The sequence below is a fragment of the Flavobacterium aestuarii genome, from assembly GCF_040049115.1.
Lineage (GTDB): Bacteria > Bacteroidota > Bacteroidia > Flavobacteriales > Flavobacteriaceae > Flavobacterium > Flavobacterium aestuarii.
This window is the reverse complement of the sequence record NZ_JBDLZZ010000003.1, coordinates 288,914-314,253: the sequence shown is the minus strand read 5'-3', so window position 1 is coordinate 314,253 and position 25,340 is coordinate 288,914. Positions and strand designations below refer to the sequence as shown.

21 protein-coding genes are annotated in these 25,340 nt (G+C 34.3%); 9 read left to right on the top strand and 12 right to left on the bottom strand.

Annotated elements, in window-relative coordinates; translation table 11 throughout:
- Nucleotides 1–30 precede the first annotated feature (30 nt).
- From bglX to ABEG11_RS05000, 4 genes are all read left to right on the top strand, one after another.
- Nucleotides 31–2,316, top strand: a complete 2,286-nt coding sequence (gene bglX, locus ABEG11_RS05015; RefSeq protein ID WP_348823117.1) for a beta-glucosidase BglX — start codon at nt 31–33, stop codon at nt 2,314–2,316.
- Between the two features lie 7 nt (nt 2,317–2,323).
- Nucleotides 2,324–3,079 carry a glycoside hydrolase family 16 protein gene (locus tag ABEG11_RS05010; protein ID WP_348823104.1) on the top strand — a complete coding sequence of 252 codons (756 nt, stop codon included), beginning with the start codon at nt 2,324–2,326 and terminating at the stop codon, nt 3,077–3,079.
- Between the two features lie 351 nt (nt 3,080–3,430).
- Nucleotides 3,431–4,015 carry an RNA polymerase sigma factor gene (locus tag ABEG11_RS05005; RefSeq protein WP_348823103.1) on the top strand — a complete coding sequence of 195 codons (585 nt, stop codon included), beginning with the start codon at nt 3,431–3,433 and terminating at the stop codon, nt 4,013–4,015.
- A 53-nt stretch (nt 4,016–4,068) separates the two neighbouring features.
- Nucleotides 4,069–4,212 carry a hypothetical protein gene (locus ABEG11_RS05000; protein ID WP_348823102.1) on the top strand — a complete coding sequence of 48 codons (144 nt, stop codon included), beginning with the start codon at nt 4,069–4,071 and terminating at the stop codon, nt 4,210–4,212.
- A gap of 91 nt (nt 4,213–4,303) precedes the next feature.
- On the opposite strand, the gene ABEG11_RS04995 is transcribed toward ABEG11_RS05000, so the two are convergent.
- The gene (locus ABEG11_RS04995) at nt 4,304–4,969 is read right to left on the bottom strand and encodes an endonuclease III domain-containing protein (RefSeq protein WP_348823101.1); all 666 of its coding nucleotides are present in this window, start codon (nt 4,967–4,969) and stop codon (nt 4,304–4,306) included.
- Nucleotides 4,970–5,154: 185 nt separating this feature from the next.
- Here ABEG11_RS04995 and bcp point away from each other — a divergent pair, with 185 nt between their 5' ends.
- Nucleotides 5,155–5,607, top strand: a complete 453-nt coding sequence (gene bcp, locus ABEG11_RS04990) for a thioredoxin-dependent thiol peroxidase (protein ID WP_348823100.1) — start codon at nt 5,155–5,157, stop codon at nt 5,605–5,607.
- A gap of 85 nt (nt 5,608–5,692) precedes the next feature.
- On the opposite strand, the gene ABEG11_RS04985 is transcribed toward bcp, so the two are convergent.
- Complete coding sequence (locus tag ABEG11_RS04985) at nt 5,693–7,156, bottom strand: TonB-dependent receptor (RefSeq protein WP_348823099.1); 1,464 nt, start codon at nt 7,154–7,156, stop codon at nt 5,693–5,695.
- 97 nt (nt 7,157–7,253) lie between these two features.
- Here ABEG11_RS04985 and ABEG11_RS04980 point away from each other — a divergent pair, with 97 nt between their 5' ends.
- Together ABEG11_RS04980 and ABEG11_RS04975 are read left to right on the top strand one after the other, a co-directional pair.
- On the top strand, nt 7,254–8,018 hold the full coding sequence (locus tag ABEG11_RS04980; protein WP_348823098.1) for an MBL fold metallo-hydrolase: 765 nt from the start codon (nt 7,254–7,256) through the stop codon (nt 8,016–8,018).
- A 5-nt stretch (nt 8,019–8,023) separates the two neighbouring features.
- A complete protein-coding gene (locus ABEG11_RS04975; protein WP_348823097.1) occupies nt 8,024–8,524 on the top strand; it encodes a hypothetical protein in 501 nt (166 codons plus the stop codon).
- A gap of 75 nt (nt 8,525–8,599) precedes the next feature.
- On the opposite strand, the gene ABEG11_RS04970 is transcribed toward ABEG11_RS04975, so the two are convergent.
- From ABEG11_RS04970 to ABEG11_RS04955, 4 genes are read right to left on the bottom strand one after another with little or no spacing between them, the layout of a single operon-like run.
- The gene (locus ABEG11_RS04970; protein ID WP_348823096.1) at nt 8,600–9,247 is read right to left on the bottom strand and encodes an alpha/beta hydrolase; all 648 of its coding nucleotides are present in this window, start codon (nt 9,245–9,247) and stop codon (nt 8,600–8,602) included.
- A gap of 47 nt (nt 9,248–9,294) precedes the next feature.
- On the bottom strand, nt 9,295–9,624 hold the full coding sequence (locus ABEG11_RS04965) for a hypothetical protein (RefSeq protein ID WP_348823095.1): 330 nt from the start codon (nt 9,622–9,624) through the stop codon (nt 9,295–9,297).
- A gap of 4 nt (nt 9,625–9,628) precedes the next feature.
- Complete coding sequence (locus ABEG11_RS04960; RefSeq protein WP_348823094.1) at nt 9,629–10,882, bottom strand: dihydroorotase; 1,254 nt, start codon at nt 10,880–10,882, stop codon at nt 9,629–9,631.
- 31 nt (nt 10,883–10,913) lie between these two features.
- Nucleotides 10,914–12,842, bottom strand: coding sequence for a BatA domain-containing protein (locus tag ABEG11_RS04955; RefSeq protein WP_348823093.1), 1,929 nt, complete (start codon nt 12,840–12,842; stop codon nt 10,914–10,916).
- 176 nt (nt 12,843–13,018) lie between these two features.
- Here ABEG11_RS04955 and ABEG11_RS04950 point away from each other — a divergent pair, with 176 nt between their 5' ends.
- Both ABEG11_RS04950 and ABEG11_RS04945 read left to right on the top strand, forming a co-directional pair.
- Nucleotides 13,019–14,131: a lactonase family protein gene (locus ABEG11_RS04950; RefSeq protein WP_348823092.1), complete on the top strand. Its 1,113-nt coding sequence runs from the start codon at nt 13,019–13,021 to the stop codon at nt 14,129–14,131.
- A gap of 10 nt (nt 14,132–14,141) precedes the next feature.
- Nucleotides 14,142–14,336 (top strand): cyclic nucleotide-binding domain-containing protein, encoded by a 195-nt coding sequence (locus ABEG11_RS04945; protein ID WP_348823091.1) that lies wholly within the window; start codon nt 14,142–14,144, stop codon nt 14,334–14,336.
- A gap of 133 nt (nt 14,337–14,469) precedes the next feature.
- Here the strand turns inward: ABEG11_RS04945 and ABEG11_RS04940 are convergent, their stop codons facing one another.
- The 6 genes from ABEG11_RS04940 to ABEG11_RS04915 all read right to left on the bottom strand — a co-directional run bounded on the left by ABEG11_RS04940 (nt 14,470) and on the right by ABEG11_RS04915 (nt 25,244).
- Nucleotides 14,470–15,819, bottom strand: coding sequence for a DEAD/DEAH box helicase (locus ABEG11_RS04940; protein ID WP_348823090.1), 1,350 nt, complete (start codon nt 15,817–15,819; stop codon nt 14,470–14,472).
- A 154-nt stretch (nt 15,820–15,973) separates the two neighbouring features.
- The gene (locus tag ABEG11_RS04935) at nt 15,974–16,396 is read right to left on the bottom strand and encodes a response regulator transcription factor (protein ID WP_348823089.1); all 423 of its coding nucleotides are present in this window, start codon (nt 16,394–16,396) and stop codon (nt 15,974–15,976) included.
- A gap of 434 nt (nt 16,397–16,830) precedes the next feature.
- Nucleotides 16,831–19,056, bottom strand: coding sequence for a DUF4838 domain-containing protein (locus ABEG11_RS04930; protein WP_348823088.1), 2,226 nt, complete (start codon nt 19,054–19,056; stop codon nt 16,831–16,833).
- Nucleotides 19,057–19,108: 52 nt separating this feature from the next.
- The gene (locus tag ABEG11_RS04925) at nt 19,109–20,383 is read right to left on the bottom strand and encodes a YaiO family outer membrane beta-barrel protein (RefSeq protein ID WP_348823087.1); all 1,275 of its coding nucleotides are present in this window, start codon (nt 20,381–20,383) and stop codon (nt 19,109–19,111) included.
- On the bottom strand, nt 20,383–24,186 hold the full coding sequence (locus ABEG11_RS04920) for a sulfatase-like hydrolase/transferase (RefSeq protein ID WP_348823086.1): 3,804 nt from the start codon (nt 24,184–24,186) through the stop codon (nt 20,383–20,385). Before ABEG11_RS04920 ends, ABEG11_RS04925 begins: the two co-directional genes overlap by 1 nt.
- Nucleotides 24,183–25,244, bottom strand: coding sequence for a HEAT repeat domain-containing protein (locus ABEG11_RS04915; protein ID WP_348823085.1), 1,062 nt, complete (start codon nt 25,242–25,244; stop codon nt 24,183–24,185). The genes ABEG11_RS04920 and ABEG11_RS04915 overlap by 4 nt, the downstream gene beginning before the upstream one ends.
- Nucleotides 25,245–25,340 lie beyond the last annotated feature (96 nt).

Below are 25,340 nucleotides of genomic sequence, written 5' to 3'. Positions count from 1 at the left end.
TCTTCTTATTTTTTAAAAGAGCAAGTTATGATGCAAATAATTAAAAAATCCTATTTGTTTTTGGCGGTTGGATTATTGGCAATAGATTCTGTTGAGGGCCAAACGAAGGTTAAAAGCGATATTTCTTTAGAGAAAAAAGTAGAAACACTTTTAAAGAAAATGACTCTTGATGAAAAAGTAGGACAGCTTAACCAATATAATGGTTTTTGGGATGTAACTGGGCCAACTCCGAAAGAAGGTTTAGCAGCCAAAAAGTACGAGGATTTAAAGAAAGGACTGGTAGGTTCTATGCTGAATGTTAAAGGCGTAAAAGATGTAAAAGCTTTGCAGAAAATAGCCGTTGAACAAACCCGATTGGGAATTCCGCTTCTCTTTGGTTTTGATGTGATTCATGGCTTAAAGACGATTAGTCCTATACCGCTTGCCGAATCGGCTAGTTGGGATTTAGAGGCTATTCGGAAATCAGCTGCAATGGCTGCCGATGAAGCTTCAGCTGTAGGCATAAACTGGACTTTTGCACCAATGGTTGATATTTCACGTGATGCCCGCTGGGGACGTGTGATGGAAGGAGCAGGAGAAGATCCCTTTTTGGGCAGCCGAATTGCCGAAGCCCGTGTCAAAGGTTTTCAAGGAGATTTGAGCTCCAATAAGAACATTCTGGCTTGTGTCAAACATTTTGCGGCGTACGGTTTTGCCGAATCGGGTAAGGATTATAACACAGTAGATATGAGTGAAACGACTTTGCAGAATGTTGTTTTCCCTCCTTTTAAAGCAACTGTTGATGCTGGAGCACGAACTTTTATGAATTCTTTTAATGAACTTAATGGAATTCCAGCTACTGGAAATTCTTACCTGCAAAGACAGATTTTAAAAAGAGATTGGAATTTTAAGGGCTTTATTGTTACTGACTGGGGTTCTATGCAGGAAATGAAGTCTCATGGTTATGCCAAAGATGATAAACATACTGCCGAAATTGCTATCAACGCTGGATCTGATATGGATATGGAATCCAATGCCTATGTCAATCATTTAGCACAATTGGTTAGAGAAGGAAAAGTTAAAGAAAGCACTGTTGATGATGCCGTAAGGAGGATACTGAAGGTAAAGTTTGAATTAGGCTTATTTGATAATCCATACAAATATTGCGACGAAGCCAGAGAATTGGCAACTGTTGGAAAGCCCGAATTTCACAAAGAAGTTTTGGATATGGCCAAAAAATCTATTGTATTGTTAAAAAATAATAATGATGTTTTGCCCTTAAAAAAATCTGGTCAAAAAATTGCTTTAATTGGTGCATTGGCAAATGATAAAACGAGTCCATTAGGGAATTGGAGAATTGCTGCCGAGGACAATACAGCCGTTTCTGTCCTAGAAGGGTTACAAGCTTATAAAGATAATCAGCTGGTGTATGCCAAAGGTGCTGAAGTGGCGCTAGGAACTCCAAAATTTGTACTGGAAACCAAAATAAATACTGACGATAAATCTGGATTTGATGAAGCCTTGAATGTGGCCAGAAATGCCGATGTAGTTATACTCGTTTTAGGTGAGCATGGTTTGCAGTCGGGTGAGGGCAGGAGCAGGGCAGATCTTGGATTGCCAGGTGTTCAGCAGGAACTTTTGGAGGCGGTTTATAAAGTAAATCCAAATATTGTTCTGGTGCTTAATAATGGACGTCCGCTTGCACTTCCATGGGCTGCAGAACACATTCCTGCTATTGTCGAAGCTTGGCAGCTTGGAACACAAAGTGGTAATGCTATTGCACAAGTTTTGTATGGAGACTACAATCCAAGCGGTAAATTGCCAATGACTTTTCCTCGAAGTGTTGCGCAAGTACCTGTTTATTATAATTATAAAAACACGGGGCGACCAGTTATGAACGAACCCGATAGTGTTTTTTGGTCTCATTATATAGATGAAAAGAATACACCATTATATCCTTTTGGTTATGGATTGAGCTATTCCAAATTCGAATATTCAGATTTAAAACTATCCTCGCAATCATTCTCTAAAAATGGCAAGATCGAAGTTTCGGTTTCAGTTAAAAATACTGGAAAAGCAGCTGGCAAAGAAGTTGTTCAGCTGTATATCCGTGATTTGATTGCAAGTGTAACAAGACCTGTTTTGGAATTAAAAGGTTTCGAAATGATTGAATTGCAGCCTAACGAATCTAAAAAAGTTACCTTTGTTATAAACGAAAAAACAATTGAGTTTTTTACTGCTAACAGCAAATGGGAAGCTGAGGAAGGAGACTTTAAAGTCTTTGTTGGTGGTAATTCTGCAGAAACATTAAAAAGTGACTTTCAATTTATAAAATAAGACAGCAATGAACAGGTTTATAATGATTCTTTTGATAAGCAGTGCCATGTTTGGACAGCAAGCCAAACGTAAGTTAGTATGGGAAGAAAATTTTGATGGCAAGATATTGAATGACAAGGTCTGGAATATCGAATTAGGAGATGGCTGTCCCAATTGTGGCTGGGGAAATAATGAGCGACAGCTTTACACGGACCAGAACCATAGGCTGGAAAATGGAAATTTAATTATAACAGCCAAGAAAGATGGCAATAATTATACATCTGCAAGAATTAATACCAAGACCAAGCAGGAATTTAAATATGGCCGTTTAGAAGCTAGAGCCAAATTGCCTGTAGGTCAAGGATTATGGCCCGCATTCTGGATGCTTGGATCAAATATTACTCAAAAAGGCTGGCCTAAATGTGGTGAAATTGATATTCTGGAATATGTTGGTCGTGAGCCTCATACAGTTTATACTACCTTACACACACAAGATAGTCATGGAAATTCTGTTAACAGCAAGAAAACAGCAATAGCTGATATCGAAGAAGGGTATCATGTTTATGCGATTGAATGGACAAAAGATAAAATCGATTTTTTTGTAGACAAAGACTTAGTTTACACTTTTGAGCCCGAAAGTAAAAACGAAAATACTTGGCCTTTCGATCAGCCTTTCTATTTTATAATTAATATGGCAATAGGCGGAAATTTTGGAGGACCAGCTGTAGACGATACAGTTTTTCCACAAGAGTTTATTGTAGATTATGTTAAAGTATATCAGTAAAATGAGTTGATTAATGCCTGCAGGATTTATGCATCATGCTGAATGCCCCCATTTTGGCATGAAAGTTATTTTGCAGGTTATATTTTAAACTGCTTTTTAAATCTTTATTAGAGATTGCTATAAACAATGTAATAGAAAACTTATGCTATATTTTTTATATCTCAATAAATTAGCCAATTAATTTTTTTTAAAATAAAAAAATAACATTAATCGCTTTTTTACTTGTTTGTTTTGATAATAATTTGTTAAATTTGGCAATTATCTAATCTTAAATAAAAATTTGTAAGCCTATCGCATAGAACTACCTTTTAGAAACTCCCCAAGTACTAACTAATCTAAAAAGGAATAGATATGGCAAATTTACAAAAGACAGACGCTTTACTCGTAAAAGAATATATTGCAGGTAACGAAAGTGCATTGGCTGCATTAATAAAAAGACATGAATCCAAAGTCTTTGGATTTATTTATTCAAAAATTGCTGATAAAGACGTTTCCAACGATATTTTTCAAGATACTTTTATCAAAGTAATCAAAACCTTAAAATTAAATTCCTATAATGAAGAAGGAAAATTTTTGCCTTGGGTAATGCGTATTGCCCACAATTTAATTATTGATCATTTTAGAAAATCAAAAAAAATGCCGATGTACAGAGAGACAGAAGAGTTTTCGATTTTTTCTGTAATGTCTGATGATTCTCTTACTATCGAAAATCAAATTATAGCCGATCAGGTTGAGATTGATATACGCAGGCTGGTAGAGGAGCTTCCTGCCGACCAAAAAGAAGTATTGATTATGCGTATGTATCAAGATATGAGTTTCAAGGAAATATCAGAAACTACAGGTGTCAGCATTAATACAGCATTGGGAAGAATGCGATACGCCATAATGAATTTGAGAAAAATTATAGACAAGCATCAAATTGTTTTGACCAATTGATAATAAAAGAACAATTCATCCGTTATAATATAAAATGAAAAATTTATATTGATATGGAAAAGAATTACTCTAAAGAATTAAAAAAAGTAAAAAAAGTAAAACCAGATAAAGAAGTTGTTTCTTTTTTGTTAAACTATTCGAAAGCATTAAAAGTGGTTAAGATAGAAGAAAAGGTGTTTGAAATTATTGCTAATTAATCCTTGCAGTTTCAAGAAAAGTATTTTAATCTATTGCCTGATTAGAATACCTCGCAAATTTCACTAGTTTGATAAAAGCTAGTGAAATTTGTTATTTATACAGTATCTGTTTTTTATCAAATTCTTCCAAAACCGATTTTCTGCCAATTGTCCGGGTAATAATATCTTTCTCTAAACTCCAGCCTCTAGCAGGCGAATATTCGCGTCCATACCAAATAATCTGAAGGTGAAGATCATTCCATAGTTCTTCGGGGAAAATGCGTTTGGCATCTTTTTCGGTCTGAACTACATTTTTGCCATTAGTCAGATTCCATCGGTACATTAGACGATGAATATGTGTGTCTACTGGGAATGCAGGGACGCCAAAAGCCTGCGACATCACTACACTGGCGGTTTTATGTCCAACCGCAGGCAATTCTTCCAGTGCCTCAAAACTTTGCGGGACTTGTCCATTATGTTTATCTATCAATATTTGGGACAATCCATGGATTCCTTTCGATTTCATTGGTGACAGGCCACACGGACGGATGATTTCCTTAATTTCATCAATAGACATTTTGACCATGTCATACGGATTGTCTGCTTTTGCAAAAAGCAAAGGTGTGATTTGGTTTACGCGCACATCTGTACATTGCGCCGAAAGCAAGACAGCAATCAGCAAGGTATATGGATCTTTATGGTCAAGCGGAATTGGAATGGTTGGGTATAATTCGTTTAAAGTATTGATAACAAATGTTACGCGTTCCTGTTTGGTCATTTTTGTGAGTTGCTGAGTTACTAATATTGTAAGTTTTAAGACTGTTTTTTAATCTGAATTTTGAGCTGCTAAGTTACTAAGAACCTTAGAATCTAGGATTGTTTTTTAATTGTGAAATTGATGTTCAGCTTATTTTTTTAAAATCTTAGTATCTTAGCCACTTAATAACTTAGTATCTTAAAAAAATGACTACATTAAAAATAGGCGATCATGCTCCAGAATTTTCAGGAAAAGATCAAGATGGAAAATTACATCAATTAGCCGATTATAAAGGCAGGAAACTGGTTGTTTTCTTTTATCCAAAAGCTTCTACACCTGGCTGTACAGCCGAGGCTTGTGATTTGAGAGATAATTTTGAGCGTTTTCAGGCTAATAATTATGCCCTTTTGGGCGTAAGTGCCGATAGTGCCAAAGCTCAGGCAAAATTTAAGGATAAATATGAGTTTCCTTTTCCGTTACTGGCAGATGAGGATAAATCTGTTATTAATTCTTTTGGAGTTTGGGGGCCAAAAAAGTTTATGGGAAGAGAATATGATGGAATCCACAGGACTACATTTGTAATTGATGAAAACGGAATTATTTCGGATGTTATTTCGGAAGTAAAAACCAAGGCTCACGCAGATCAGATTTTGAAATAATTTGTTCAAAAGACGTCATTTTATAATATAAAAATAATCCAAGAAAAATATCTTTCTTGGATTATTTTTTAAAAGCTATTTACTCCTATTTGCTTGCTTCTAATAAAGGATTTGATTTATAGCCAAAAAGCCCTTTTTCTTTAATAATTTCGGCTACTCCTGGAGGAAGCATTGATTCCCAGCCTGATTTGCCGGCACTAATCATTTTTAATACTTCGCGGGAGAATACTTCTAGGATTTCGGGATTGTAATCTTCGATATCAACTACTTTTCCGTTGAACTTAAAGAATTTATACAATTCTTTCATTCTAGGATGCACTTTCAGATTTTTGGAGGTAATAATTTCCCCTTCTTCACCCAGCATTGGGTATAAAAAGACTTTCATGTCACGATAGAATAATTTTCCAAAGGCTTCCAGTATTCCACCGCTAAGATGGCGGTAGTATTTTTCGTCAAATATATCTACTAAGTTATTGACACCCATAGAGAGCCCCATTCTGGCTTTAGTATAATTGGAGAAATACTCAACCACTTTATAATATTCCTGAAAATTGGAAATCATTACCGTTTGTCCTAATGAGCAGAGCAGTTCGGCACGATCCATAAAATCCCTTTCATCGATTTCACCATCTGATCTAAGATTGGATAATGTAATTTCAAAAATTACCAAAGTGTTTTCTTTCTCTACTTTGTTTTCTTCCAGAAACATTTTTAAGGAATTCGCATACATGTCCATATTTACCTTGGTAACTGGACGGAAGCTTCCTCTAAAAGCAAGGATATTTTTTTTGTAAAGAACGGCTGCTGGCAATACATTTTTACCTTTTGGGTTGAACATTACCGCATCGGTCATGCCGTTTTTTACTAATTGTAAGCTCATCAGACGATTGTCCACATCAGCAAAACGTGGTCCTGAGAAATTAATGGTGTCAATTTCTAATTGATCTTTGTCAAGATGATCGTATAAGTAACGCAGTAATTTTTTTGGGTCATTGTATTTGTAGAAGGCACCATAAATTAGGTTAACTCCTAAAACCCCAAGTGTTTCCTGCTGTAATCGGGAGTCCGTTTCTTTGAAACGAATATGTATAATTATTTCATTGTAGTCTTCTGCAGGATCCAGCTGATAGCGGATTCCTACCCAGCCATGACCTTTAAATTGTTTAGCAAAGTCAATAGTAGCAACAGTATTGGCATAACTGAAAAACATTTTGTTTGGATGCTTTGTCCGGCTTAATCGCTCTTCAATCAATTCGCCTTCAAAAGTCAGCATCTTTTTCAATCGGCTTTCGGTTACATAACGGCCGTCTTCCTCAGTTCCATAAACGGCATCGCTAAAATCTTTATCGTAGGCAGACATGGCTTTTGCAATTGTCCCAGATGATCCTCCTGATCTAAAAAAATGCCTTACGGTTTCCTGCCCAGCTCCAATTTCAGCAAAAGTTCCGTATATGTTTTCATTCAAATTGATACGAAGTGCTTTATCCTTCAAGGAAGGAATTTGCTCGATAACCTTGTCTCCTTTTAGTTTTATCTGTTTGGCTTCCATTTTTTTTGTTTAAATTCGGCAATTATGTTACAAAGTTAACTAATTAGGCTTCTCGTGAAAGAGAATTAATTCTATTTTTGTAAAAAAAACGAACAAATTGAAGGTATATTTTTTAGGTACTGGCACATCACAAGGCATTCCAATTATCGGGATTGATCATGAAGTTTGCAAAAGTGCTGATTTTAAGGACAAAAGGCTCCGAGTTTCCGTTTGGATTACATGGGAAGATTATTCATACGTAATCGATTGCGGTCCTGATTTTCGACAGCAGATGCTTTCATCGAATTGCAGAAAACTGGATGGAATTCTTTTTACTCATGAACATGCAGATCATACCGCTGGTTTGGATGACATTCGCCCCTTTAATTTTAAGCAGGGACCTATTCCTATTTACGCACATAAAAGGGTTCTTGTCAATATCGAAAAACGGTTCGATTATATATTCGAGACTGTCAATAGATATCCTGGCGCTCCTTCGGTAAAAACTATTGAAATAGAAAATAACCAGCCATTTTCTATTGGTAACAAGACTGCTGTTCCAGTAAGTGTCTGGCATGGAGATTTGCAGGTTTTTGGTTTTAGGATAGATGATTTTGCTTATTTGACTGATGTCAAAACTATTGACGATTCAGAAATTGCAAAACTAAAAGGTTTAAAAGTCTTGGTAGTGAATGCTTTAAGGGAACAGCCTCATAATACCCATTTTAATTTGGAAGAAGCCCTTGATTTTATAGCTTTGCTGCAGCCTGAAAAAGCCTATCTAACGCATATCAGTCACATGTTAGGTTTTCATGAAGAGGTTCAAAAAAAACTGCCTGAGAATGTTTTTCTGGCTTACGATAATTTAGAAATTACAATTTAATTAAAATGAAAAAATCACTACTCCTTTATGCTTTAATTTTGTCATTGGTATTTAATGTTTATACTTACATGTATTTAAGCAAAGAGGTCACTTTTGAACAGGAAAAATATAAAAAAACGACTGTCAAGTTAAAAGACAGTTTGAAAGTGATGACTAATAAATGGTCTGATGCAGATTATTTTTCATTGGGAAAAAATGAAAATGCTCAAAATTATTTTGAATCGGCTAAATCTGAAAAAATCAGGAATTACACAGCTTTGGTTCCCTACGTTACCGAAAAATTATTGGATCTGAATGTTAATCCAAAGGGGAATCCGTATACTGGACAAGAACAATTGGGAGCAAATAAATTTTCAATTAATAAAATAAAAGTACTAAATCACCGATGGATAATTGCCGATTATAGTGATGGCGAATATTGGGGTGAAGTGTTATTGAAATATTTTATCAATGATGACGAAAGCGTTTCATTCGAAGTAATTCAATCGGTTATTTATCAGAAATAAAAAAAACGCAAATTCGTAAATTCTTTAAATGGTTTTCAATTGTAATAATTTGCGAATTTGCGGTGAAGAAATGAATTAATTTTCAGTTATCCAGTTTTTGAAATCAAAAAAGTTTTGCGGAGCCACGCCGTGGCCTACGGGATATTCTTTGTAAGTGACCGCTACCCCTAATTTTTCTAAAATTGGAGCTGTTTTTCTAGCCCATTCCACTGGAATTACCTGATCGACAGTTCCGTGTGAAGCAAATATTTTAAGTTTGCTTAAATCATTTTTCAGGTAATCATCAGCAACAATTTCTAAATTAAGATAACCGCTCATTGCTACTACTTTGTTTATTTTTTCAGGATAAGAAAGCGCTACGGCGTAGCTCAAAATCGATCCTTGGCTGAAACCAATCAAACTCACATTGTTTGCGTCAATTGGGTAATTGGCTGCTAATTCATCAATAAATCCAGCTATAATATCTCTTGAAATCCGGGCTTGGTCGTTGTCCGAAAATTTATTCTGATCGGCATCAAAATTGATTGCGTACCAAGCATAGCTTCGGTATTGCAGATCATAAGGCGCACGGGCCGATATGATGTAATATTCGTTTTGCAGTTCGCTTGCAAACGAGAACAAATCTTCTTCATTACTGCCGTAACCGTGAAGTAAAAGCAATAGTGGATTTTTATCAAGTATAACTTTAGGTTCTCTTATTTTGTATTCTAAGGATAGATTCATACTTAAGTATTTGGTTTATTATTTTTGGTTTGTTGAAAAATCAAAAATCAAGAAATGCTTTTAAGCCATTTTTGAAAATATTCTCCAAGCAGCGGAACTGGTTTTGTTTCGCCTTTTATAGCGCTGAAAATTCCATAAGTCCATAATACTGAAATGAAAATCCACATTGGTGCAGAAATCATAAGACTGTCAAAATTACCTATAATTAATCCCAATGAAAAAAAAGTAATTGTAAGTCCGAGCCCTTGTCGAATGTGAAAAGAAGCAAATTCGTTTTTGTCTTCACCGCTATTCATGGACATGGCAATAAATACGCCAATACCTAAAATATAGCTGGTTATAGCTGCAGTTTTTCCAGCTTCGGTTGTGTTGTTCATGTTTTTATCCTAAAATTAATTTTCCCTGGTTCAAAATTCCGTATGCTTTTCCAATTAGGGCTGTGTTTAGAAACGCAGAGTTTTTAGATTTTGAAAGTATATTTTCTTTTGTAAAAACACTAGAACCTTCGGGGTTGAATAAGGTAATATTGGCAATTTCGCCTTCGTTGATAGTTGCTGCTGGAATACTGAAAATTGATTTTCCTGCAGTAAACTTTTCGATTATGGTTTCTAATGGCAATACAGTCATTAAAGCTCCAAAAGCACTTTCAAGCCCGATTGTTCCATTTTTAGCCAAATCAAATTCCATTTTTTTATGTTCAATATCAATCGGATTATGGTCAGAAGTAATGAGGTCTATAGTTCCATCAAGAACTGCATTAAGCAATGCTTGCCTGTCGCTTTCAGTTTTTAGTGGTGGAGTTACTTTAAAGCGTGTATCGAAACTTTCCAGTTTTTCATCGGTCAAAACTAAATGATGAACAGTTACACTGCAAGTAACGTTTAATCCTTTTGCTTTAGCATCTTTTATCAATTGAACTGATTTTGCTGATGAAATAGTTGGGATATGCATTTTCCCCCCAGTGTATTCCAATAAAAATAAGTTCCGGGCAATTTGTAATTCTTCGGCTAAATCTGGAATGCCTTTTAATCCCAGACGGGTTGCGGTAACACCTTCATTGGCAACACCGTTTCCTTTTATTTTTTCGTCTTGAGAAAAAGCAATAACCAGTCCGTCAAAATCCTGGACATATTGCAAGGCAATTTTCAGCAGATTGGCATTGTCTAGACTTTTTGTATAATCCCCAAAGGCCACAGCTCCAGCGTTTTTCATATCATACAATTCGGCCATATCTTTACTTTCGCTTTCTTTTGTTAAAGCTCCAATTGGAAACAATTGTGCAGCATAACCGTTAGCCTTGTTTTTTACAAAATTAACCTGCGCCTGATTGTCAATAACAGGAAAAGAGTTGGGCTGTAATGCAATGGCTGTAAAACCGCTTTTTCCTGCAACATCAAGACCATTTGCAATAGTTTCACGATCTTCAAAACCAGGTTCTCCAAGCGAAACACTGCTGTCAAACCACCCTTGTGAAATATGGAGATTGTCAAGTTTCAGTTCTTCAATGTTATCCGTATTTGGTAGTGCTGTTCCAATTTTTTTTATAAAACCATCAACAATTAAAAGATCAGCAGTCTGATTGTGAAAAGGACTTTTCGAATCAATAATTTTGGCGCTTCGGATGATTATGTTCATGTTGTTTTTATAATTTTTAGAAATAGGATTGTTATTTCACAAATTTGATAATTGCCATTTCCAATGCCAGGAAAAGCAATGCAAAGATAATAAACCATTTCCAAATCTGATTGTCTGTCCGGTTGCTTTGCAGCGTATCAAAAATAGTGGAAATGGATTCACTTGTTTTATAATCTGATAAAATATTTTCGTTTACCTGATCCAGATCGCTTTCGGTTCTTGGATAATTAAAACTGATATTTTCTATAGGTTTATGAGTGTCATTAATGGTGTAATTCCCAGCCTTTTCGGGGTAATCGTTAAAAAATAATTGTACTTTATTATTCAGCAGCTGCTGTACAGGTATGAATTGCTCCTCTTTATTTTTTACTGTCAGGATTTCATCTTTTGCCAAATTTACCGAAACTAGATAAGATGAATTATTACCAATAGTATTTGCATTAATTCCGTTATTTTGACTGCTTAAAGCCATTTTGTAAAAAACAGGAACGATTAAAGGAGATTGCTGGAAATTGGAATTTTCACTATTTACAGGAGCCGAAAAAACATATACTGATGCGGCTGAAGTCCGAATGGCTGTCAAAAATGGTGACTGGTCATCAAATGTCAAAACGGAAGGACTTGTGGTTGAAACTGTAAAGTCTTTCTTGATCTTTGGATATTGGAAATTATTGGTTTTATTTTCGAATACACCAGCAAACAGCGGATGGCTGAAATTGATTTTGGTAATCAGCTTGTCATTAGATTCTAATGATTTGAATTGTATATTTCCAAAAGGGCTCAACAATGTGTTCAAATCAGGCACAGAGGCTGTTTCGCCAGGTATAACAATCAGATTTCCTCCTTTTTTAACAAATGCTTTTAATGTAGTTTGCAGCGCTTGAGGAATTTCGTCTAACTCATTCAGCACAATGGCATCTTGTTTGTCAATCAGGTTATAATCTAATGTGTTCAAGGTTACTGAATTGCAGCTGAATTCGTCATTGGTGTAAATCCGGCTCAGGAAATTATTTTTTTCGGGTGTACCAATGCAGATGATATTGTTCTTTTTGATTTTTGAAATACTAAAAAACAATTTATTGTCATAGGCCAGATCATTATCCTCAATAGCAGCATAGCCATGAAAAGCTTGCTTTGGAATAGTAAAATTGATGGTCTGTTTTTTATTTTTAAAATCTATAATGGTTTTGGTAATCAGTTTATTCTGATTGTATAAAGCCATTGACACGGGTTTGAAATCTTCACTATAATTTGTAGTGTTTATACTCAATTCGTAAAAATCATCAAGATTTTGATGGATAAAAACACTATCAATAGCTACATTGTTTTTTTGTTCTGCCCTTGGAATAATAAAATACGGAATATTATCAGTTTCAATGTTTTTTATCTGATTTGGAGTCAATCCCACAGCATCGGTTATGACAACAATGTCTTTTTTAAAAGCTGATTTGTGTGCTTTAACCTTTGCCAGAATATTATCCAATCGAAAAGGAGTTGCGCTGTATTTCATGTTTTGCAATTCAGCTCGAATCGTTTTAATATCAGTATTCCAATAACTTTCGGTGTTTGTGAGTAACGAAAAAGCAGTGTTTTCGGGAGTTTCTTCCAGTAATTCCTGAATGGCTCGTTTTAGTAATTCTCCTTTTTTTCCTTTGGCCTGCATACTAAAGGAATTGTCCAGAATAATATACATTTCGTTGTTTGCATTTTTGCTGTCTTTGGATTCGAAAAAAGGCTGGGCAAATGCAAAAACAATACAGGCTAGCAGAAAAAGACGGCATGTCAAAAGCAGCCATTTTTTTATTTTTGAACTTTTGCGGGTTTGTATCGAAAGGGCTTTTAGGAAACGGACATTGGTAAAATATTCTTTTTTAAAACGCCTTAATTGAAATAAATGAACCAGAATTGGAACAATCAATAATAATAGAAAGTATAGAATTTCAGGCTGTTTAAAATGCATTCTAGGGTTTTGTTTGCTCCACAGGTTTAAAAACAGGAAGTTAGTGGATTTTGTGAGTCAAAAATACAAATTTGTTGACAGTTTCTTATAATGTTGTTATTATTTTTCAAAATAGAATGCAAATAGGGAAATTCTGAAAGAAAATAAGTATTTTAGCTTTTTTGAAACTATAAAATATGAAAAAAGTTTATCTATTTCTTTTATTAATTTCCTCCATAGTGTCTATGCGAGCCCAAAAAAACAAAGTCAATCTTCTTGTGGGAACCTATACCAATTCGTGTTCAAGCAGAGGGATTTACGTATATGAATTTGATACCAATAATGCTCAAATACGATTGAAAAAATCTTCGGATAGTATTGTTAATCCAAGTTATCTATCGCTTTCCAAAGACGAAAAATATGTTTATGCCGTAAATGAGAATGGCGGAGAAAGCACAGTAAGTTCATTTTCATTTGACGCTGCAAGCGGAAAACCGCTTCTTATTAATAGTGTGAGTTCCAAAGGGGCAGATCCTTGTTATCTTATAAATGATGAAAAGAATGTGATTGTAGCGAATTATTCCGGAGGAAACATATCGGTTTTTGGCAAAAGAGACGATGGCGGTTTAACCGAAGCCAAACAGGTTGTTCAGCATTACGGCAAAGGGCCGAATGCTCAGAGACAAGAAAAACCACACGTGCATATGGTGTATTTTTCGCCAGACAAAAAATATGTATTGAGTAATGATTTAGGAAATGATAAGGTATATGTTTATGATTATAACCCATCTGCCGATTCAGAAGTTCTGAAATTAAAAGACAGTGTTTCTGTCAAAGCAGGAAGCGGTCCAAGACATTTAACCTTTAGTAAAAATGGAAAATATGTTTTTCTGCTGCAGGAATTGGACGGCTCGCTGACTACTTTTAGTTACAAAGAAGGAAAGCTGACTCAAATAGGAGAAACAACTATTTTGGCTAAAGATTATAATGGGACTTTCAGTTCAGCAGATATTCACGTTTCGCCAAGCGGAAGATTTTTATACGCTTCGAACAGAGGTGACGCTAATAACATCTCCATTTTTAAAATTTCTGGAAAAGGAAAGAAATTGACATTGAAAGGACAGGTAAGTACTTTAGGTAAAGGCCCAAGAAATTTTACGATTGACCCAACGGGTAAATTTCTTTTGGTAGCACATCAATACACCAGCGACATTGTGATTTTTAAGATCAACAAATGGAAAGGAACGCTTACCGATACGAGAAAAAGATTTGATCTGTGTTCACCCGTTTGTTTGGTGTTTGCTAAATAACTGTATAATTATGGAGGCTGAATTATCACAGTTCTTATCCCAAAAATCAGTTTTAGGAGCCGATTCAGTTGAAATTTTATTAAAGTTTTGGAAAAAGGAGAAAAGGCTTAAATCCAAAGATTTATTATTGAATTTCAATCAGCAGGATTCTAATTTGTACTTCGTGAAGAAAGGCTGTGTGCGCTTGTTCCAGCTGATTTTTTAATTGGCAAGGACAAGGAGATTCAGATAGCGCATTATGGAAATAGTGTAATTGACCATTTTCCGTTAGAGGATTTACTTTTAAATTTCTAAAAGAAAAGCCTAAAAATGTCACTTATTTTTAGGCTTTTTTGAATTTACTTTTTGTTCTTTCGCTTCTTGGCTTGGTTTTTCAGCATGTTCCTATTGACTGATCCGTGTGTTTTTTTCTTCGTAACACCAGGTCCGCCCAAGTTGATTTTTTTATTCTTTTTGCTTTTTTCGTGAAAAGCGCCATCACCTTCCAGTTTTTGTTTTTTCATCAGAAATTTAATTGGCTGACGGTCTTTTTCAGGGCCAATCAATTTAGCTGAAATTTCTACATCTTCTGGAAAAATTTCATATTCCAATTCGGTATCCATTAAAATTTCAACGGCTATTTTAGATTCTTCTTCTCTTGGACTTACAAAACTAATGGCTGTACCAGTTGCATCTGCACGGCCAGTTCTACCAATTCTATGCATGTATAATTCTGGCAACTCAGGCATTTCGAAATTGATTACGTGAGTAATATTAGATATGTCCAGACCTCTTGCCATAATATCGGTAGTGATTAATCCTCTCAGCTTTCCTTCTTGAAATGAAGCCATAGTGCTTAAACGATAATTCTGGGATTTATTAGAATGAATTACGCCAAACTGATCTTGAAAATCTTCTTCGATCTGTTCGTGGAGCATATCAGAAATCTTTTTGTTATTCACAAAAACCAAAACACGGCTCATGTCTGTATTAGTTTGTAATAAATGTTTCAACAAGTTGATTTTAGTATTGAAATTGGGAACCTGATAGGTGATTTGAGTAATGTTTTCCAAAGGTGTACCCGATGGAGAAAGTGTAACCTCTTCTGGATAGTCAAAATAGTCATTCAAAATAGCATCTACTTCATCAGTCATTGTTGCCGAGAAAAGAATGTTTTGACGCTTTTTGGGCATCATTGCTAAGATAGCCGTCAGCTGGGTACGAAAACCCAGATTCAGCATTTCATCAAATTCATCAATAACCAGTTTCTGCATTTCTTCAAAGCGGATAACATTGTCTAGGGTTAAATCCATGATTCGCCCTGGCGTTCCCACTAATACATCGCATCCTTGATAAACAGTCGTTTTTTGGGTATTGATGTTCACTCCGCCAAAAATTCCAATAGTGCGAACAGACATATATTTAGTCAGTTTTTCGATCTCTTCTACAACCTGGACTACAAGTTCCCGGGTTGGTACCAGAATTACAATTTTTGGTGTGTGTCCTGGAGTGAATTTGTATAATTTTAAAAGGGGTAATAAATAGGCAAATGTTTTACCAGTACCTGTTTGTGCAATTCCCATCATATCACGCCCAGACATTATCACAGAAAAAGTTTTTTCCTGAATAGGAGTAGGAGAAGTAAAGCCCAAATCGTCTATTGCTTTTTGTACAGATTTAGGGAGATTGAATTGTTCGAAAGTACTCATTTGTTTTTGAATTTTGTGCAAAGATAGGTTTTTTGAAACTAAGGATAGAAAGTAATGGTAACTTTGACTTTATTTCAAAAATTTTATAAAAAAAATCCATGTTAGTTTGTATGAACCACATGGAGATTTTTTATAAAGGAAGGATTTTTATTCATCAAGCGCTATTTCTAGAAGAATCATCATTTGGCTTGATTCTATGTTTTGCTTTCGTAAATAATCGCTTGACTCTCAGTAATAATTCATTAGGATTAAAAGGTTTTGAAACAAAATCATCAGCACCTAGATTAAATGCCTCAACAACTGTACTTTCCTCTTCTCCTAATGACGATACTACAATGACAGGAGTATTTGCAAAATGCTCTTTCGAATAACCAATTATTTCTAATCCAGAGCGAAAGGGCAGCATAATGTCTGTAATTATTAAATCAGGTATAAGTACAGGGATTTTTTCAATAGCACTCAATCCATCTTTGCATGAAGTTACTTGATAGCCTTCTTTTTTAAGAATAAACTCAAGAATTTTAATCATTAATATATCATCTTCAGCAATTAATATTTTTAGGTCGGAATTGTTCATCTCTTTTGCTTTTAATGTTTAATCCTTGTTTTTTCTTGATCTTAGATGCTTTATAAATGAAAAAAGCATTTTTTGGAACTGTAAATTGGGTTGATTCCAACAATTATGCCAAAACTCTATTTTAAGTTTTATTTATATATACATTTTTTTTGTATGAATGAATTGTGCTGTTAATAGATGTTAATTTTTAAATTATTGAAATTTATTTATTCTGATTGGCAGTAATATGAATTTTTTATTTCGTAGGAACTTTCTATTTAATCGATGAAATGATTGATTATATAGATAAAAGTACATTTTTTAATTTTTTTATGCAAATTTATCTACAAATTGTTTTCGGAAAAGCAATTGATTTTTCGTATTCTGATAAGCGTGAAAAGATAAGTGTATTTTAAATTCAGCAGAATGGAATCTTAAATATGATGAAGTAGTTTTTAGTTATTATACAGTTCAATTTCATCAATCATTACCATTGGTTTTTTGTTTTTACGATTTCTCCAGGCGGGTAATTGTTTTAAGTTTTCGGCTTCAATTTTTAGAAGATTATAATTCTTAAAAGTATCGGATTTTAATTCCCAGGTTTCAATGGTTACTTCGAGATTTTCTGGACTATTATTTTTTTCTAATTTAGTAATGAATTGCCATTCATCGTTTTTTAAACCATAAATACTGATTTTTTTTGGTGTAAAAATCCAATGTCTCTGATTGTCGAGGGTATTTATTTTGATAGTATTGAAGTTTAGTTTTTTTACAGATATTTCAATTTCGGGATTGCTGCCGTACCAGCCGATCCAGTTTATAGCAGGATTTTTGTAACCACGCACACCATCGGTTAAACCATAAGTTCCTTTACCTGTGTACTCTTCGGCGGGTGCCGTCAAAAAGCGTACTGTATGTTTTTCGCCCAAATGGGTTATGCCATTCTTTTCGATAGCCAGCCATTCGGCATAATATTGATCGGGCGATAATCCGCCTTCACTAAGTTCATAAATACCAAGATCCTTACAGCTTCTGGTAAATTGAAGCACCCGTTCTCTAAGCAGTTTTCGTTGATTCTCTCTGTTTTTTCCGGCAAACATTCCGTGCTTGTCTTTGCCATAAAATTTTGATTGTTCAAAATATACATATTCTAATGCTAATCTGAGTTTTAAGATACGTTTGGCTATAATCGGCTCATTTTTTGAAACTATTTCGGCCTGATTTATTAGTTTATCATATTGATCCATAGCCTCTGGTGACAGGAAGGTATTCCTGTTTTCTATCGGGTTGGTGTAAATATCCAGATAGCGATTGCTTTTTTCCTGATTCTGAGTCAGCAGTTCAATATATTTTTTAACAAATGGCGAAGCATTGCCATAAAAACCGTTAAGGAAATCATTGGTTACTGCTTCAATATCAATATCAGTATCCCAAATTATTTTGGCCAGAAGATATTGTCTTAATTCATATAAATCACCAGGAATATCAGCATATCCTTGAACAAATAGGCCTTTAACTTTTTTCTGTCCGTATAATTTATAATTTTTTAAAAAGGTGTGAAGGTTTGGAAAAGGAGAAAGATAATTGGTAAATTCAACAGTGTAATCCCATAGATACAAATGTTCTGTTGTATTGCCCCATTTGTCAAGAATATTCAAAAAGCCTTTATTGCTGGAAGCTTCTTCAATAGCTTTTCCGCGATTCATCTCTATGGGGCAGAAAAGAGTATAAATATTGGGCTCTATTTTTATATTTTCGGGAGCTCGATAAGTATGAAGATAGGCGAGAGTTGTTATTCTGGTTTTTGGAAATTGTATAGCAATTCTGTTTAGAAAATAATATAATGAACCTTGTGGTCCTCCATGTTTCTCGTTGAATGCTTTGCACTGATCGCATTCACAGTAAACCACATCGTCATTTTGACTTATAGAAAAAAATTGGGCATCAGGGTTCTGACTTATAATTTCGGTCATTTTTTTTGAAATTATATTCACTACCGTATCATTGGTCATGCATAAAGATTCGCTGTTTCGTTTGCCTTCATACAAGGAAAAAAATGTGGGATCCGTTTTAAAATATTCTTTGGCACTCAATAATTTATAAAAGGAATGTCCCCAGATACCAAAATCATTGATATGCCAATCGAGTTTGTGCCAATCTCTAAAATCGGCGTCATAGCAATCCGGATAAAATAAGGCACGATATTCAAAAGAAGGTTTGTAAGTTTTATTGAAGTTTTTTAGGAATGCAGCTTCTTTTAATTTCGGAATATAACTGTCTTTTGCAGTATATTTTCTGAAACCCCATGTTTCCAGCAGAGTATAAACGGCATACCGTAATGTTTTTTCATCTGAACCAATTAAATAGATGTTGTTTTCATCGCTTTTGATAATAAAAGAATCCTTAATGGAGCTTTGGTTACTGTGAATTTCGAGAATAATCTGTGGATTATCTGAGTTTTCTATTTGTTTATTTTGAATTAAAAATGGATTGTCAAAAGACTGATCTAAATAGTTTTTTAAAAGTGCAGCAGCTTTTTTTGTATCATTATTAGAAGACACAATAACAATTTCGTGACCTTTCGTATTTGCTAAATGTAAGGAGTTCTGAGCCATAATACTGCAGTTTGCAAAAGATAAAAAAACAGTCACAAAGACGATAATATGTTGTCTAATCTGCATTTTTTCAGAATTGATTAAAACCGCAATGACACTTTTAAATTAGAGAATCTGATTATTTAAATCTGATTTCCCAGGACAGCAGTATTGTTGAAATCCAGAAATAATTGCCTTGGTCAAAAGGAATTTCCTGATGAATAATTCCCAGTTGAGCCCCCCACGCATTTTGTTTGTTATTAGTCGAAAAATAATATCCAGCGTTCAGTTTATGAGATTGCAGATTTACAATTCGCTTATCATTTGCAAAAAAGTAATTCTGATTAAGTTCTGGCGAAATTCCTACTCCGGCATTGATCCCAAAATAATTATCCGCATCGCTTCTGTATTTGCGATAGGTAATTGTTCCCGAAGTGCTTAATCCATTGTCTCCAGGGGTAAAATAAGGCCGGAATGACCAGTAATTATTTCCATTGTACCAAGTGACGGAACCCGTATAAATCATTGTGGTCGTATCGTATTGCAAGGCTCGCAGCCCTAACGATACTTCAAAACTTTTTGGCAACGATTTAAAAATTTCTGCTCCATATCTATAATCAGGAAATAAATACGAATTTGACATACCAAAATTTAAATATGCGTACATTCCTTTGGCAATTTTAGGATATAAATCCATCTCAAATTGTGTTCCATAATCACCAAGTCTTCTATCGATATTGGCTCGTGCAATAATGCTTCCATATTTGGTCTGGCGCGCATATTTTATTGCATTGTAAATCATTGGATCATATACTTCGGAGTAAAAATCAATTTCTGAAGTCACACCTATCGTATTATTCCGGGCCGTTTTTTCTAAACCCGAATCAGATTCTTTTGCTATAGAATCATTCTGGATTTTACTGGATATTGTTTGTACGGCACCAGCGGTAGCAGTTGGAATCATCGTGCTTTCCTGGGCACTTTTCTGTAATTCTAATATTTCGGAATCTTTTGGGAATTTTTTCAATGCTTTTTTCGATAGTTTCAAAGCAAGGAATGGATAGTCTCCCCACATTTCATTTTTGATTGCTGCGACCCATGTAGTTTTTCTGTTTGTATCTTTTTTTAAAATAGTTTCAAATTCAGTTCGGGCTTTTTTATAATCTCCATCCCAGGCATAAGTCGAAGCCAAAAATTCACGTACATCATGATAATCTGGATATTTGGTCAGGATGTGAAGCAAGGTATCTTGTGCCTGCTTTCTGTTTTTATTAAAAGCCAGATCACGAGCCGTTTTAAACGAAACATCTGGATCTCCATTATATTTTTTTTCCTGTCCAGTCATTTGAATGGAAACAGAAAGCAAAATTATAATGAGGAAAATAAAGTTTTTTTTAATATTGAATATATCCATTACTTGCGTTGTTTTGAATTATTTAATGTTTTTTGTGATCGCGTTATTTTTTCTTTGATCTCAGGATTTTTTATGTTGCTGGATAGTGCCGATTTGCCAATTTCTATAGCTTTCTCGTTTTGACCAGACCACCAGTAAACATCCATTAGCGCCAAATACGCATCATCATAAGAGGGCATTCTTTTAATAACAATCAGCAGCTCGTTTTCTGCTTTTTTATATTCGCCTTCCCAGCCTAGTGTTCTTGCCTTGAAGGTTCGTACATCGGCATAATTGGGTAATTCATTCAGGATAAAATCACTTACCAGTCGAGCCGTCTTGTAATCTTTTTTGGCTGATAAATCTTTGGCTGCTTGAAACATCTGCTCAGGATTTAATCCTTTGGTTAATTTAGCGATAGTGATCTGCTCTTCTTTAGTAAACTGAACTCCCTGCTGTCTGTTTAAATTTAATGACTTTGGAATGATTTTGTTTTTCTGTGTCAAATACGCATTCAGCTGTTTAAAAGCATTAAATTCCTTGGTAATTTTTTCTAAAACATCATCATCGCTGATTTTTTCTATATCGAAGCTGTCGTTTATTTTATACAATTCGCCACCGGAATACAGATAATCCTGATACACATAATCATCAATAGTTCCTTTACTGCGGGTTAGAGGAATGCCTTGCGTGTTTCTGAATTCTTTTTCAGTATCAAGTCCTTTTCCCATCCATGCGGTCTGATCCAGTCTGTTAAATTTATAATTGCTGAACAAAAAGGAAACCAGGCTTGGTGTAACATCCCAATGCGAAGAAATAGATTTAAACGATTCAGCTTTTTTCAGCATCGGGCTGAAAATGTATAAAGGTACATGAAAACGGCATAATTTGTCTTTTTGATCAATTGGAATCAAACGGTGATCGCCCGTAATAATAAAGATGGTATTTTTATAATCAGCTCTTTTGGCGTAAGCTTCCATATATTCTTTAATCGAATTATCAGTGTAATTCAGACAGGCAAAAATATCTTTATAGGAAGCAATATTTGTTTTTTGAGATTTAAGATTCGGATGTGATTCAATGATTTCGTCAATTCTTTTTAAATACTCATCTTTTTCTGGAAAATCAAAAGGTTCGTGATTGGTAAGCGTTTGAATAATATCCAATCGTGGGAGCTTCATTTTGCTGGTTTCGACAAGTGCTTTCTTGAAAATTGCAGCATCAGGATAGCCCCAGGAAAAACCTTTTGAATTGTTTTTTGTTGGAATATATTCTGGACCATAATTATTCTTGTCGATTATGTTGTCAATACCATTCTGTTCCAAAAAATTGATTTTTCTATCAAAATTTGCATTATCGCCCGAATAGAAAGAAGTGGTGTACTCATTTGCCTTTAGCACATTTATCAGCGAAAGATGTGCTGGAAAAGGATTTAATTCCAGAAAACCTTTTTCGGCATAAGGCAAGGAACCCAATAATGACGGAAGTACAGCATAAGTTCTTCCTCCATTGCTTAAAAAGTTTTCCCAATACAGCGACTTAGAAATCATCGAATCCAAATATGGCGTAAATCCTGCATATTGATTTTTGCCAACAAATTCATTTCCCAAACCTTCTGCTATAATGACAACAATGTTAGGTTTTTCATTGGTAATATTAAAATATGGTGACAAAACATCTGGAGTTTCTTTAAATGCTTTGAGCATTGGGTATTCGGACTTGAATTTGATATTTTGAGAATTATCTGCTATGTTTTTATCTCTTTCAAATCGAATTATATCTTTGGTTAAAAACGCCAGTTTGTTTTCGTATTTGGAGTCTGAAAGGTCTGGTACGAAGAATTTTATTCCGCCAGCAATGATAATAAGTGCCAATGTGCTTATCAAAACTATTTGCTTTTTTGCCCATTTTGCAATAGCATAATTGATTCCCAAATACAGTAATGGAATTATTATAAATGGCAAAAAGAATATAAAGGATAGTGATTCTGATGCTGTAACAGTGATGTACATATCCGAAAATGAATATCCTAATAAATCGGCTCCCAAGTTTACAAGCGTAGTACAGCTATATTTGACTAATGCAAATTGCACAAGGGCAATAAGAACGAAAATTACAGTCATCAATCGTATTGAAAACGTTTTATGAATATACCCGATTATTATGAATAAAGGGAAAAGAATCAGGCTCACAACAATCGCGGACCAGCAGTCGTTGATTAATTTAAACCAGATTTCCATACCCAAATTTGGATTCACTATACCGTTTGATACTTTCGAATATATTTCGAAAACACTCGACAGCCAAAAAGTAAATACTAATGATGTAGTGAGATACAAGTATTTAATATGATGAGAAGTCATTTTTTTATTTTTCTGCTGTTTTAGGGTTTGTTCATTTTCGATTTCTGACTGGGTTTTAAAACCTTGTCTCTGCATATTTCCCCAGCTTTGTTCTTTTAAGCTGAAAAAATTGTAATATCCTTTCAGTGAAGCGTATACATTGATTGGATGGTAGCAAAAGGGCTCTATAATAGCCATTAGTACTAGAATAACTATTTCCTTGGCATTGGCATAATTTTTATAAATAACATCATCTAGCAGAATTGATATAAAGGTCAGGATGATGTAAAATAAGTATACAGTCAGCGTTAAATAAAGAAAATTAACATAATCTTCATGTAAAAAAATAAAGCTCAGAATCAATACAGCGACTCCAATTACTTCTAGAATAGGAATTAAAAATTCAAAAAAGAAAAAATAGGGGAATATTAAAAAACCTGTTTTTTGATATTTTGGATTAAAAAAAACGCTTTTATGCAAATACAATGTTTGGACTAATCCTCTTGCCCAGCGCATGCGCTGTCGGATAAAGACCTCTTTGGTAGCCGGTACCTCTGTCCAGCAGAGGGATTCTGGGATATATTGTATAGAAAAAGGTAATTTATTGTCATACATGTACTTCCTCATTCGGGTTACAAGTTCCATATCTTCACCTAAAGATTTGTGGAAATATCCTCCTGCAGCTATTACAATCTCTTTGTCAAACATTCCCAAAGCGCCAGAAACTAAAAGCAATCCATTAATTTTGCTCCAAGCCATTCTTCCAAAAAGAAAAGCTCGGACATATTCTAATTCCTGAAATCTGGGAAGCCAGCCTTTTGGGAAATGAATCTTAACCAAAAAACCATCTTTTACTTCGCACGAATTCGATATCCTTATGCCTGCTCCAGTGGCGATAACTCTTTTTTTAGCTTCTATAAAGGGTTTTGCCAATTTTATTACGGTATCATTTTTTAAGATGCAATCTACATCGGTACAAATGAACAATGGGTATTTGGTAGAATTTATTCCTACATTGACTGCATCGGCTTTGCTTTTGGCATTCTCTTTGTCTACGACTAATAATTTGGAATATAGTGGATTAGTTGATTTGTAATGACCTCTAACGGTGTGGGTCTTAATCTTTTCCTGATAATAAAAATCAACTTTTACCAGTTCGAATTCTTTAATTAATTTCTCTAAAGTGGCATCCGAGCTGCCATCATTTACTAATACTATTTCAAATTTTGGATAGGTTAATGACAGTAATGATTTAACGTTATTAACTACAGTGGCTCCTTCATTGAATGCTGGTGCCACAATGGAAACACCAGGAATATAGTTGGATTTTATAATAACATTATTAGGAATAAAATGCTTGGTATTAAGGCTTTTTTTGATTGCATAATAGGATAAGGCTGCCAATATACAATAGCATATTATATAAGTGATAGAAAAAGCACCTATAAAATTAGCATATATGGATAGGATATCATCGATCATTTATTGATGGCTTTTACATGTTTAACCATTTTTTGTACATCGTAATTGTCTAAAAAATGATTGCTGAAATAATGCGGATTAATTTTGTAGAGGCAATAGACAGCATCCAGCTTAATGTTTTCATCTGTTTTGTTTTCTAATAATTGGGCAATAAATTTCTCAGATTCTATTGATCCAATTTCAGAAAGTGTATTGAAAATTTCTAATTTATTTTGGGTGTCTTCCTGGCTGAAGTGCGCTATCAGTTCACTTTCTGCTTCAAAAATGAAGAGGAAATTAATTGCCATAATGACTTCATGGCGTACAGATTTATCCTTGTGGCTTAGCAGTTTTACTATATTTTTATTTTCATTTGTATAATTATAGAACATCATCAGCTTAATGCCAAGCTTGATAATCGATGCATTATCTGAAACAATCCAGTCCTTTAAGTTTTCGGGCATCTTTGTTTTCTTCTGATGCAAAATATCCATAATATTAATCTCTTCGGCAATTGTAATTTCATGCGAAAAATCGATTAATGATTCGAGTTTATTTGGCTTCAATGAAATCAATGCTAGAAAAGCTCTGGATTTTATATCCCTGTTTTTATGATTTAATAAAGAGGTAATGTAGTCTTTTCCTTTTTTATAATCTAAAGACTCCAGTTGAAAAAGGCCTAAGCATTTTAAATAAAAAAGAGAGCTTTTTAAAAGTTTTTGAGTATAATTAAATAAATCAAATTGTTCGTAGATATAATGAAATTTATTGGTAACCTCTCCTTTCAGATTTAGTTTCAGAAATATTATTTCATTAAGAAGCAATTTTTTACACCAGCTTTTTTCAAAAGGAATCACTTTTTTAAGCTGTTCAATTTCGCTTTTATGAATAGCATCATCAAAGGGAGAGAAAACTATATTGGTCAGGAAATTCTCGATTTCATTTTTTGCAGCTTCAAATTTGGGACGAAATAAATCGTATCGATACCTGTTGATGATTAAAACAGCAATTAATAAAGCACACCCAATAATAAGAATGGGTAAGATGATTCGGATGAAATAATGAATTAATACTTCCATTAATAAAAAGTGCTTTTTGGTGTTAGTGTAAAACGTAACAGAGAATTGATTCTTTTTTATTATAGATTACATAAAGGTAATTAATATTTTAAAAGT

Excerpts from the sequence above, each read along its gene's own strand:
- ABEG11_RS05010 (WP_348823104.1), top strand. The coding sequence starts at position 2,324 with ATGAACAGGTTTATAATGATTCTTTTGATAAGCAGTGCCATGTTTGGA.
- ABEG11_RS04945 (WP_348823091.1), top strand. The coding sequence starts at position 14,142 with ATGGAGGCTGAATTATCACAGTTCTTATCCCAAAAATCAGTTTTAGGA.
- ABEG11_RS04950 (WP_348823092.1), top strand. The coding sequence starts at position 13,019 with ATGAAAAAAGTTTATCTATTTCTTTTATTAATTTCCTCCATAGTGTCT.
- ABEG11_RS04970 (WP_348823096.1), bottom strand. The coding sequence starts at position 9,247 with ATGAATCTATCCTTAGAATACAAAATAAGAGAACCTAAAGTTATACTT.
- ABEG11_RS04960 (WP_348823094.1), bottom strand. The coding sequence starts at position 10,882 with ATGAACATAATCATCCGAAGCGCCAAAATTATTGATTCGAAAAGTCCT.
- bcp (WP_348823100.1), top strand. The coding sequence starts at position 5,155 with ATGACTACATTAAAAATAGGCGATCATGCTCCAGAATTTTCAGGAAAA.
- ABEG11_RS04965 (WP_348823095.1), bottom strand. The coding sequence starts at position 9,624 with ATGAACAACACAACCGAAGCTGGAAAAACTGCAGCTATAACCAGCTAT.
- ABEG11_RS04925 (WP_348823087.1), bottom strand. The coding sequence starts at position 20,383 with ATGGATATATTCAATATTAAAAAAAACTTTATTTTCCTCATTATAATT.
- ABEG11_RS04940 (WP_348823090.1), bottom strand. The coding sequence starts at position 15,819 with ATGAGTACTTTCGAACAATTCAATCTCCCTAAATCTGTACAAAAAGCA.
- ABEG11_RS04995 (WP_348823101.1), bottom strand. The coding sequence starts at position 4,969 with ATGACCAAACAGGAACGCGTAACATTTGTTATCAATACTTTAAACGAA.
- ABEG11_RS05005 (WP_348823103.1), top strand. The coding sequence starts at position 3,431 with ATGGCAAATTTACAAAAGACAGACGCTTTACTCGTAAAAGAATATATT.
- ABEG11_RS04975 (WP_348823097.1), top strand. The coding sequence starts at position 8,024 with ATGAAAAAATCACTACTCCTTTATGCTTTAATTTTGTCATTGGTATTT.
- ABEG11_RS04935 (WP_348823089.1), bottom strand. The coding sequence starts at position 16,396 with ATGAACAATTCCGACCTAAAAATATTAATTGCTGAAGATGATATATTA.
- bglX (WP_348823117.1), top strand. The coding sequence starts at position 31 with ATGCAAATAATTAAAAAATCCTATTTGTTTTTGGCGGTTGGATTATTG.
- ABEG11_RS04930 (WP_348823088.1), bottom strand. The coding sequence starts at position 19,056 with ATGCAGATTAGACAACATATTATCGTCTTTGTGACTGTTTTTTTATCT.
- ABEG11_RS04915 (WP_348823085.1), bottom strand. The coding sequence starts at position 25,244 with ATGGAAGTATTAATTCATTATTTCATCCGAATCATCTTACCCATTCTT.
- ABEG11_RS04955 (WP_348823093.1), bottom strand. The coding sequence starts at position 12,842 with ATGCATTTTAAACAGCCTGAAATTCTATACTTTCTATTATTATTGATT.
- ABEG11_RS05000 (WP_348823102.1), top strand. The coding sequence starts at position 4,069 with ATGGAAAAGAATTACTCTAAAGAATTAAAAAAAGTAAAAAAAGTAAAA.
- ABEG11_RS04985 (WP_348823099.1), bottom strand. The coding sequence starts at position 7,156 with ATGGAAGCCAAACAGATAAAACTAAAAGGAGACAAGGTTATCGAGCAA.
- ABEG11_RS04920 (WP_348823086.1), bottom strand. The coding sequence starts at position 24,186 with ATGATCGATGATATCCTATCCATATATGCTAATTTTATAGGTGCTTTT.